Raw genomic sequence first — 9948 nt, forward strand, 5'->3', positions numbered from 1 at the left:
ACTTGCGCCTGGGCCGGCGCCGCGGCGAGCCCGGCGGCCAGCAGCGCGAGCAGAAAGGTCCTCATCGCGGGTCGCCCTCCGTGCGATCGGGCCGGGCCAGGCGCGGCGCCTCCCGGCTCTCCGCCCGGATCGGCTCGAGGTCGAGCACCGCGCCGGAGCGGTCGATCGGGCTCGCGGTCGGGCCGATCTCGGCCAGCAGCAGCGCCTCGTCGGCGGCGTCGTGCTCGCTGTCGAGGCGCAGCGGTTCGCGCCGGCCGCGCGCGAGCAGCCGGAGCACCACCGTGCCGGCCACCGCGCAGGCCGCGACGGCCGCCAGGATCAGGAGCGTTTCCATTGCCCCGCAGCGTTAGCGCAAGCGGAGGCCGCATGCACCCCGGGGCACGCCTGCGACCGCACGCGGCCGGGATCCGCGGCGAGACCTTGGCCGGAGCGGAACGGTCCTTGCCTCTCCGGCCACGGGCCGCCGGCGCCTTGCACGCGCCGGGCGTCCCCGCCAAAAGCCGCCTGCCCCCGTCCTGCCGGAGCCTGACCGATGCGAACGCACGCCCATCGCGACCCGGAGGAGCTCGAAGGCCATCTCGTCGGGCTGATCGAGGCCTCGCGCGAGCAGGCGAGCGAGGATCCGTTCCGCAACCCCGTGCTGGCGGTGACGCTGGCGATCACCCGCCGGTTCGACCGGGACGAGATCGGCGAGGCCGACCTCGACGCGCTGTTCGTGCGCCTGCGGGCGCAGGCGCTGGCCGACCGCGCGGCGCGGCTGCGCGCCTACGTCGGCATCGAGGACCATCCCGATGCCGACGCGGCGATGCCGGCGCGCCTCGTGGCGGCGGTGCCCGACCGGCCCAGCGCCTTCGAGAGCTTCCGCGACCGGATCGCGCGCACCGCCTTCGCCGTGGTGTTCACCGCGCACCCGACCTTCGGCATGCCGAAGGCGGTGGCGGCCCTGCTCGCCGAGGCCGCGAGCCTCGACGACCCGGATGCGCGCGCGCCCCTGATCGAGAAGGCCGCCCGGCTCTCGACCCGGCCGGACGCGCCGATCACCCTCGACGGCGAGTTCGAGCAGGCCTGCGTGGCCGCCAACCACGGCCGCGAGGCGGTGGACGCGTTCAACGGCGCGCTGCTCGACGCCGCGCAGAGGCGCTGGCCCGACCGCTGGACCGAGCTGGTGCCGAAGCCCTTCGCCATCGCCAGCTGGGTCGGCTGCGACACCGACGGGCGCACCGACATCGGCTGGTGGGACACCCTGCGCTACCGCCTCGAATCCAAGCGCATGCAGCTCGACCGGGTGATGCGCCACCTCCCCGCCATCCCCGCCGCGAAGGTGGTGCGGACGCTCGCTGAGCAGGCGCTGGCCGCCGTCAACCGCCAGCTCGCGGTGGCGCCGCGGCTCGGCGACAAGCCCTCGCTCGAGGCGGTGCACCGCTTCGCGCTGGCGCTGATCATCGAGCGCGAGCGGGCGCAGACCGATTCCGGCGCGCTGCTGGCCGGGCTCGCCGGCGCCGTCACCGCGGCCGAGACGGACGCCGACCGGCGCAGGATCGCGGTCCTGCGCTCGGGCATCGCCACGCACGGGCTCTCGAACGCGCTGCCGCATTTCCGGCTCAACGCCAGCCAGATCCACAACGCGGTCCGCCGGGTCATCGACCTCGAAGGCGAGCCGGCCGACGCCGCCCAGCGCCGCTCGCACCTCTCGGCGATCCACACGCTGCTCAACGACGTGCAGCCGGTGGCGGTGGATTTCGGTGCGCTCGCCGCCGAGCGCGCCTCCGCCGCCCGGCTGATGATGACGATCGCGCAGATCCTCAAGCACGTCGACGGCACGCACCCGGTGCGCTTCCTCATCGCCGAGACCGAGACCGGCTACACGCTGCTGGCCGCGCTCTGGCTCGCGCGCCATTACGGCATCGCCGACAAGCTCGAGATCACGCCGCTGTTCGAGACCGCGAGCGCCCTGGAGCAGGGCATCCGGGTGCTCGACGATGCGCTGCGCAACCCGCACTGGCGGCGCTACCTCAAGCGCATCGGCCGCCTCACCGTGCAGTTCGGCTATTCCGATTCCGGGCGCTACGTCGGCCAGCTCGCCGCCACCTTCTGGATCGAGCGGCTGCGCCTGCGCATCACCGAGATGCTGGTCTCGAACGGGCTCGCCGACGTCGAGCTGGCGATCTTCGACACCCACGGCGAATCGATCGGCCGCGGCGCCCACCCGACCTCCCTGCGCGACCGCCTCGCCTACCTCGCCCCCGAGGATGCGCGCGCGCGCAACCAGAAGGCCGGGATCAAGGTCCGCCTCGAATCGAGCTTCCAGGGCACCGACGGCTACCTGCTGTTCGGCTCGCAGGCGATCGCCGAGGCCTCGATCGCGCGGGTGGCCGAGCACGTCTACGCCCTCGACGTGGCCGAGGACGACGCCTTCCCCGACTACGCCCTCTCCGACGCGGCCGAGGGCGCGGACGCCGCCGACGATCCCGTCTACGCCAAGACCGACTTCGCCCTCGAGTTCTTCACCGTCGTGCGCCAGGACATGGAGGCGCTGGTCGACGATCCCGGCTACGCCGCCCTGCTCGGCACCTTCGGCCCGGGGCTGATCGACCGCACCGGCTCGCGCCCGGTGGCGCGGCAGTCGGATTCGGGCGGGCCGGCGCTGATCACCCATCCGCGCCAGATGCGGGCGATCCCCAACAACGCGATCCTGCAGCAGCTCGGCTACCTCGCCAACTCCCTGCACGGGCTCGGCCGCGCGGCGGGGCGCGCGCCCGACCTGTTCCGCGACATGCGCCGCGACTCGGTGCGGTTCTCCCGCGCCTTCCGCCTGGTCCAGCACGCGGCCTCGGTCGGCGACCTCGACGTGCTGCGCGCCTACATCGACACGCTGGACCCCGCGGTGTGGCTCGAGCGCGCCCGCCGCACCCAGAAGGACGGCCGGCGCGAGGAGCTGATCGTCATCGCCGGCGTCCTCGACCGCCTCGACCTCGCGCCGAACCTGCGCCGCCTGTTCGGGCGGCTGACCACCGACGCGCTGAGCCTGCAGGCCGCCGCCCCCGACCTGAGGAAGATGTCGGTGCGCCTCACCCTGCTCCACGCGATCCGCCTCGCGCTGATCCACCGGATCTGGTTCACCGCCGTCCACATCCCCGGCTTCCGGCCCCAGGCCGGCGTCAGCCGCGAGCAGCTGCTGGAGCGCTTCCTGCGCCTCGACATCGACGGCTGCCTGAAGCTCCTCGACGAGATCTTCCCCGTCACCCCCGACCCGACGCTCGGCCTCAACTTCGGCGAGCCGGCCGGCCCGCGCGACGTCGGCACCTACGAGGCCGAGCATTCCGGCCTGTTCCAGCCGATCGCCAAGATGTTCACCCAGGTGCGCGAGATCTCGGGGATGATCCAGCACGAGGTCGGCGCGTTCGGGTGAGGGGGCGCCACCCCCGTCATTCCGGGGCGCCGCAGGCGAGCCCGGAATCCGGAGACGCCGAGGGTGCGGACTGGAGATCGACCTGCGGCACTGGATCCCGGGCTCCGCTGCGCGGCCCCGGGATGACGGGGCGGAGCGGCGAACGATGCGGCCAGCCCGAGCCGCAGCCGCCTCACGCTCCCGTCACCACCAGCACCGTCCCGTCGATGCCGGTCACCCGCACCCGCGCGCCGGCGGGGAGGTCCGGGCCGGTGACGCGCCAGAGGGTGTCGTCGAAGCGGATGCGGCCGGCGCCGTCCTGGATCGGCTCGGCGAGCAGGCCTTCGCGACCGACGAGGCCGCGGTCGGCGCGGTTGAGGGTCGGGACGTGGTCGCGGCCGAGGCGGCGGGCGATGAGCACCGCGGCGACGGCGAGCCCGGAAAACAGCAGCAGCTGCGCCTGCCACGGCAGGGGCACGAGCGCCGCGACGAGGCCGGTGGCGAGCCCCGCGAGCCCGAGCCAGATCAGGAAGATGCCGGGCGCCACCAGCTCGAGCCCGGCCAGCGCCAGGCCGGCGAGGATCCAGGCCCAAGCCGGACCCAGATCCGCGAAGGCGTTCGCCAAGATTCGAGACCAGGCGCTGGAGAAGCTCACGTCCGCGGCACCCCGACGCTGGGCGGCGCACCGGAGCGTGGGCGCGCGGGCGCCGCGCCCTCCCCGAACACCGACTTCGTGATCTCGGCGATGCCGCCCAGCGTCCCGGCGAGCGCCGCCGCCTCGATCGGCACCACCACCACGCGCTGGTTCGGGGCGGTGGCGATGGCGCGCACCGCCTCGACGTACTTCTCGGCCACCAGGAAGTTCGCCGCGGCGATGTCGCCCGCGGTGATCGCGGCGCTGATCATGCCCGTGGCCTTCGCCTCGGCCTCGGCCGAGCGCTCGCGGGCCTCGGCGTCGCGGAAGGCGGCCTCCTTGCGGCCTTCCGCCTCCAGGATCGCCGACTGCTTGCGCCCCTCGGCGCGCAGGATGTCGGCCTGGCGGTGGCCTTCCGCCTCCAGCACCGAGGCGCGCTTCTCGCGCTCGGCCTTCATCTGCCGGGCCATGGCGCCGGCCAGGTCCGCCGGCGGCACGATGTCCTTGATCTCGATGCGGGTCATCTTCACCCCCCAGGGCGAGGCGGCGGCGTCCATCACCCTGAGCAGCCGCTCGTTGATCTCGTCCCGGTGCGAGAGCAGCTGGTCGAGGTCCATCGAGCCGACCACGGTGCGGATGTTGGTCATCGTCAGGGTGCGCGTCGCCACGTCGAGGTTGGAGATCTCGTAGGAAGCGCGGGCGGCGTCGAGCACCTGGTAGAACACCACCGCGTCGATGGTGACGCCGGCATTGTCGCGGGTGAAGGCCTCCTGGCTCGGCACCTCGATCACCTGCTCCATCACGTTGACGCGGCGCCCGATGCGCTCGACGAACGGGGTGATCAGCCCGAGCCCGGATTCGAGGGTGCGGGCGTAGCGGCCGAAGCGCTCGACGGTGAAGACGTAGCCCTGCGGCACGATGTTGATGCCGGCCGCCAGCGTCACGACCACGAGGATCGCCGCCACGACCGCGAAGGTGCTCAGGCCGATCGAGAGACTCATCGCCATCCCCGCAAGGCGCCGACGCGGCGCGCCGGTATCCTAGCGCAGCCGGGGGCGACGGCGCGAACGGGCGCCGCTCGTCCTCGCAGGGGCGGCGCCTCCCCACATCGCCCGGCTGGCGCGGGTCCGGGCGACGCGTCCGTCCCGTGCGGCTTGGAGCGTGTTTTGCGCGATCACCGGATCGCGGAAACACGCTTCCTCGCCTCGTGGGATGGCGTTGCCTTCACGCGAGCCGGCGTCCACCTCGCGCGACGCTGCTCTAGCGCTTCCACACCCCGATGCGCTCGGTGCGGGCGTGGTCCTCGGCGGCGACGAGCTCGGGGGAGGCCTCGGGCGAGGCGCGGCCGCCGCCGTTGAACAGGACCACCTCGGAAAGGTCGCGGCCCTCGACGGTGCAGGAGACGTTCTCGCTGCCGGGCACCGGCGTGCAGGTGATCGGCCGGCCGGCGAGGTACTTGGTGAGCTCGTCCGCCTGCCCGCCGCGCACCCACTCGACGCCGAACAGGTGCATCAGCTTGCCGGCGACGCGCACGGTCGCGGTGTCGATGACCTCGGCCTTGCCGCTGATCGCGTTGGCGGCGGGCGGCGCCGGCGGCTCGGGCAGGCCGACCGTGTCGGCGGTCTCGGGCGGCGGCGTCACCGGATCGGGCGCGGGCGCGGCCGGCGCGGGTTTCTCGGCGCCGGCCCGCGTCGCACGCTGGGCCGGGCTCTCGTTCTCGGGCGCACGGTTGCCGACGACGAGGCCGGCCGCCAGCACCGCAAGCAGGGCCGCCGCGGTGCCGCCGGCCAGCCAGCGCCGGTGCTGGCGCACGGATTCGCTCTCGCCCTGCCAGTCGCGCAGGCGCGCGGCGACGCGGCCGACCCCGTCCCGGGCCGAAGCCCCGACCCGCGACGCCTGCTCGCGCCAAGCGGGATCGCGGGATGCCTGATCGGGGGATGCCGGATCGCGCGAGGCCGGCTGGGGGGCCGCGCCGGCCGTCGTCTCGGCGGCTCTGTTCGCCGCCGCCGCGTGCCGCGCGGCGAGCCAGGCGGCCATCCCCGCCCGGACGCCGGAGACGCGGTCGGCGGCGGATTCAGCGAGCGCCCGGCCCTGCTCGGTCGAGCGCTCGGCCAGCGCCCAGGCGCGCTCGGAGCCGGTCTCGACGAGGCGGGCGGTGGCGGCGCGCATCTCGGCGGCGCCGGCCAGCAGCGAGGCGTCCTTGGCGTCCTTGGCCGCCTCGGGCTCGGGCTCGGCCGGCACGGTCGCCGGCGGCCGGAACAGCGCCGGGTGCCGGGCCTGGATCTCGTCGACGAGCTCGGCGAGCGTCAGCGGCGCGTCCGACCCAGCATGACGGCGCGGGCGGCCGTGACGATCGACGACGCGATGGCCCGGCGGCGCTTCGGACGGCTCGACCGCCGCCTCGGCGAGGAGCTGCAGCGTGCGCAGGGCCACCGGCTTCGGGTTGCGGCGCGCGATCTCGGCCTCGACCGCGCCGCGCAGGGCCGCGCGCCCGGGGCCGGCGAGCGCCGGGCGCGCCGTCGCGGCCTCGGCTTCCGCATCCGGGGGCGTCGTGGCCGATGTTCCGGTGGCCGGTGGTTTCGTGGCCGAGGCTGTCATGGCGTGTCGTCTAGCCGTTGGCGCCGGCTCCGGGAAGCGCGCCGACCGTGGCGCCGCGGCGCAGCACCCGGCTCGATTCGGAGACGATCACCGGCCGGCCGCCGGCGAAGCTCACCTCGAGCACCAGCTCGGCGACCCCTTGCGAGCGCGCGCCGCGGGCCGGGTTGCCGGCCCGGAAGTCGACGAGGGTGCGCACGACGCAGCTCTGCAGCGCCGCATTGCAGGCGGTGCGGGTGTCGTGCGGCTCGTAGCGCCGCTCGGGCCAGCGCTGCGCGAAGCGGCGCTTCTCGGCGAGCAGGGCCGCGAACGTCGTCATCCGCCCGTGGAAGCGCAGGCGCTCGCCGTAGAAGCGCGACGCGCCCGAGACCATGGCGCCGTTCGATCCGGAGAAGGAGGCGAGGTAATCCTCGGCCAGGCCCTGGGCCTGCCCGGCCCAGTCGGCGAAGCGCGGGTCGGCCGCCGCCTCGCGCGCGCCGGAGGGAATCCGCGGCGCGACGGTCAGCGCGTCGGCGGCCGGCGTGTCGGAGAGCCGCCGCGCCGAGCGACGGCGCAGGCGCGGCCGCTCGGCCCGCCGGCTCGGCCCCCCCATGGCGGCCCCGTCGCGCTCGGTCTCCGCGAAGGCGGGCGCCGGGCTCGCCGCGTTCCCGGCGGGCTGCGCCGTCTCGCGATCCGGCTTCGCATTCCGACCGGTGCCGGCCGCGGTCTCGGAGGCCGGCCGCGTCGACTCCCGTGCTGGGGGCTGTTGCGCTTGCGGCTGCGGCTCGGCCTTGGGCGCCGGCGTGCCGGGCGCGACCTTCGCCGGCGGATCGACCCAGGCCGGAGGCGTCTGCGCCTGCGCTGCGCCGGCGGCGAGGATCAGGCCGAACGCGAGCGTGGAACGCCGGGCGCCGAAGCGCGGGAGATCAGAGCACATGGGATCACCGGATGGTGGCCGAACGTCGAACGGGGCGTTTTAGAACGGCCGAGGTTAACGCAAGCGGGTGGGCGGCTGGTTCCGTCGGACCGGCACGCCGTCGCGGATCGACCGCCTTCGGCATCGACGGGTCGCGCGAATCGCGTCCGGTGCCGGCGGACGCCCGCGATTGCGCCGGCCGATCGGGAGCGCAAGACCGCGCCAAGCACGCGCGAAGCACGCGCGCGCGCCCTCCCCGACGGGCGCGCAGTCCGCCCGGCGGGCCCCGTCGCTCGAGGCACCCGGACGGGCCGGGCCGAAGGCTTCGGTCCTGATCGATGCGAGCGGAAGACCGTCCAAGCCGCGGAAACCGCCGCCCCGGCCCATGGGAAGCGCGCGATTGCGCGGGCGCCGGGGTTGAGATCGATCGGCGGGTACGCCACCTAGGCCGTATTCCGGGTCCGGGCCCCTCTGGCGGTCGAGGCGTCGACCGCGATGTCGGATCTCTGCCACGCCGTCGCCCCCGCGCCCCCGCGGGGGCGGCGAACGCGCCGAAGGGCTGCCGCTTGTCCGATTCGCAAACTCGATCCGGGATGCCGGAGGTTTTCCGATGAGCGCGGGCGTTCCTCCCCATGACGGCGCAGCGGGCCGCCGCAGGGCGCTGCTGCTGTGCAACCCGAAGGCCCGCAACGGCGGCGCCGCGATCGACGCCGTGCGCGACGCGCTGCGCGCGGGCGGGCTCGACCTGGTCGAGCCGGAGCCCGAGCGCGATGGTTGCGCGGTGATCCGGCGGCACGCGCAGGACGTCGACCTCGTGATCCTCGGCGGCGGCGACGGCACCATGAACGCGGCGGCGCCCGCCCTGGTCGAGACCGGGCTGCCGTTGGGCATCCTGCCGCTCGGCACCGCCAACGACCTCGCCCGCTCCCTCGGCCTGCCGCTCGACCCGGTGGCGGCCGCGGAGCTGATCACCACGGCGGCGGCGCAGCCGGTCGATCTCGGCTGGGTCAACGGGCACTACTTCTTCAACGTGGCGAGCATCGGCTTCTCGGCGGATCTGGCCGGCGGGCTCACCGCCGAATCGAAGAAGAAATGGGGCACGGTCGGCTACGCCATCGCCGCCTTCCGGGTGCTGCGCCGGGTGCGGCCCTTCACGGTGACGATCGAGCACGACGGAAAGCGCGAGCGCGTCACCACGATCCAGGCCTCGGTCGGCAACGGGCGCCACTACGGCGGCGGCATGACGGTGGAGGAGACCGCCACCGTCGACGATGGCAAGCTCGACTTCTACTCGCTCGAGGTGAAGCACTGGTGGCGGCTGCTCGCGCTGCTGCCGGCGCTCCGCCGCGGCACCCATGGCAGGGCCGAGGACGTGCGCGCCTTCCAGACCACCGAGGTGGTGCTGAGCACGCGCAAGCCGCGGGCCGTCAACACCGACGGCGAGCTCACCACCCACACCCCGGCGCATTTCAAGGTCTTCCCGAAGATCCTGAGGATCTACGCGCCGGATGCCGCCCGCCGGCCGGGCACCGCGAACCGGCTCTCGCCGCGCTGAGGCGCGCGCGCTTCGAGGGAGGGGCCCGATGGACCATCTCGTTCAGCTCGCCGCCGACCCGACGGTGTGGGCCGCGCTCGCGACCCTCGTGGTGATGGAGGTGGTGCTCGGGATCGACAACCTGATCTTCATCTCGATCCTGACGAACAAGCTGCCGCCCGAGCACCAGGCGCAGGCGCGCCGCATCGGCATCGGGCTCGCCCTGGTGCTGCGGCTCGGGCTGCTCGGCACGGTCGCCTTCATCGTGCAGCTGACGAGCCCGGTCTTCCAGGTCGCCGGCCACGCCTTCTCCTGGCGCGACCTGATCCTGCTCGCCGGCGGCCTGTTCCTGCTGTGGAAGGCCACCAGCGAGATCCATCACAGCGTCGACCCGCCGCCGGAGAAGGCGACGGGCGCCGCGTCGCTCGGCTTCGCCGCGGCGATCGGCCAGATCCTGCTGCTCGACCTCGTCTTCTCGATCGACTCGATTATCACCGCGGTGGGCATGACCGAGCACGTGCCGGTGATGATGATCGCCGTGATCGTGGCGGTGATCGTGATGCTGGTGGCCGCCGAGCCGCTCTCGGCCTTCATCGCCCGGAACCCGACCGTGGTGATGCTGGCGCTCGGCTTCCTGATCATGATCGGCATGACGCTGATCGCCGAAGGCTTCGGGGCGCACGTGCCGAAGGGCTACATCTACACCGCGATGGCGTTCTCGGCCGGCGTCGAGGGGCTGAACATGCTGGTGCGGCGGCGGCGACGAACCTGAGCGGCGGAGCGGTTTCTCCCTCCCCCCTCTGCGGGGGAGGGTGGCCCGCGAAGCGGGTCGGGAGAGGGGAGCGCGCTATCCGGAGAGGTCGCTCCCCTCTCCCGACCCTCGCTCACGCGAGGCCCACCCT

At 74.2% G+C, this 9948-nt stretch carries 8 protein-coding genes; 3 read left to right on the plus strand and 5 right to left on the minus strand.

Annotated elements, in window-relative coordinates; translation table 11 throughout:
* Positions 1-61: 61 nt before the first annotated feature.
* On the minus strand, positions 62-334 hold the full coding sequence (locus FV227_RS26445; protein WP_147728644.1) for a hypothetical protein: 273 nt from the start codon (positions 332-334) through the stop codon (positions 62-64).
* Positions 335-532: 198 nt separating this feature from the next.
* Between FV227_RS26445 and FV227_RS26450 the strand changes: the two genes are divergently transcribed.
* The gene (locus FV227_RS26450) at positions 533-3409 is read left to right on the plus strand and encodes a phosphoenolpyruvate carboxylase (RefSeq protein WP_147860282.1); all 2877 of its coding nucleotides are present in this window, start codon (positions 533-535) and stop codon (positions 3407-3409) included.
* Positions 3410-3581: 172 nt separating this feature from the next.
* On the opposite strand, the gene FV227_RS26455 is transcribed toward FV227_RS26450, so the two are convergent.
* The 4 genes from FV227_RS26455 to FV227_RS26470 all read right to left on the minus strand — a co-directional run bounded on the left by FV227_RS26455 (position 3582) and on the right by FV227_RS26470 (position 7533).
* Positions 3582-4016 carry an NfeD family protein gene (locus tag FV227_RS26455; RefSeq protein WP_147728646.1) on the minus strand — a complete coding sequence of 145 codons (435 nt, stop codon included), beginning with the start codon at positions 4014-4016 and terminating at the stop codon, positions 3582-3584.
* Between the two features lie 23 nt (positions 4017-4039).
* Positions 4040-5023 (minus strand): SPFH domain-containing protein, encoded by a 984-nt coding sequence (locus FV227_RS26460; protein WP_147728645.1) that lies wholly within the window; start codon positions 5021-5023, stop codon positions 4040-4042.
* A gap of 259 nt (positions 5024-5282) precedes the next feature.
* The gene (locus tag FV227_RS26465) at positions 5283-6620 is read right to left on the minus strand and encodes a nuclease (RefSeq protein ID WP_147860283.1); all 1338 of its coding nucleotides are present in this window, start codon (positions 6618-6620) and stop codon (positions 5283-5285) included.
* Between the two features lie 10 nt (positions 6621-6630).
* Positions 6631-7533 carry a hypothetical protein gene (locus FV227_RS26470; protein WP_246686626.1) on the minus strand — a complete coding sequence of 301 codons (903 nt, stop codon included), beginning with the start codon at positions 7531-7533 and terminating at the stop codon, positions 6631-6633.
* A gap of 589 nt (positions 7534-8122) precedes the next feature.
* Here FV227_RS26470 and FV227_RS26475 point away from each other — a divergent pair.
* On the plus strand, positions 8123-9067 hold the full coding sequence (locus FV227_RS26475) for a lipid kinase (RefSeq protein ID WP_147728288.1): 945 nt from the start codon (positions 8123-8125) through the stop codon (positions 9065-9067).
* Between the two features lie 28 nt (positions 9068-9095).
* Positions 9096-9818: a TerC family protein gene (locus FV227_RS26480; RefSeq protein ID WP_147728287.1), complete on the plus strand. Its 723-nt coding sequence runs from the start codon at positions 9096-9098 to the stop codon at positions 9816-9818.
* Positions 9819-9948: the final 130 nt, after the last annotated feature.

Origin of the sequence: Methylobacterium sp. WL119 (assembly GCF_008039875.1) — a bacterium.
Lineage (GTDB): Bacteria > Pseudomonadota > Alphaproteobacteria > Rhizobiales > Beijerinckiaceae > Methylobacterium.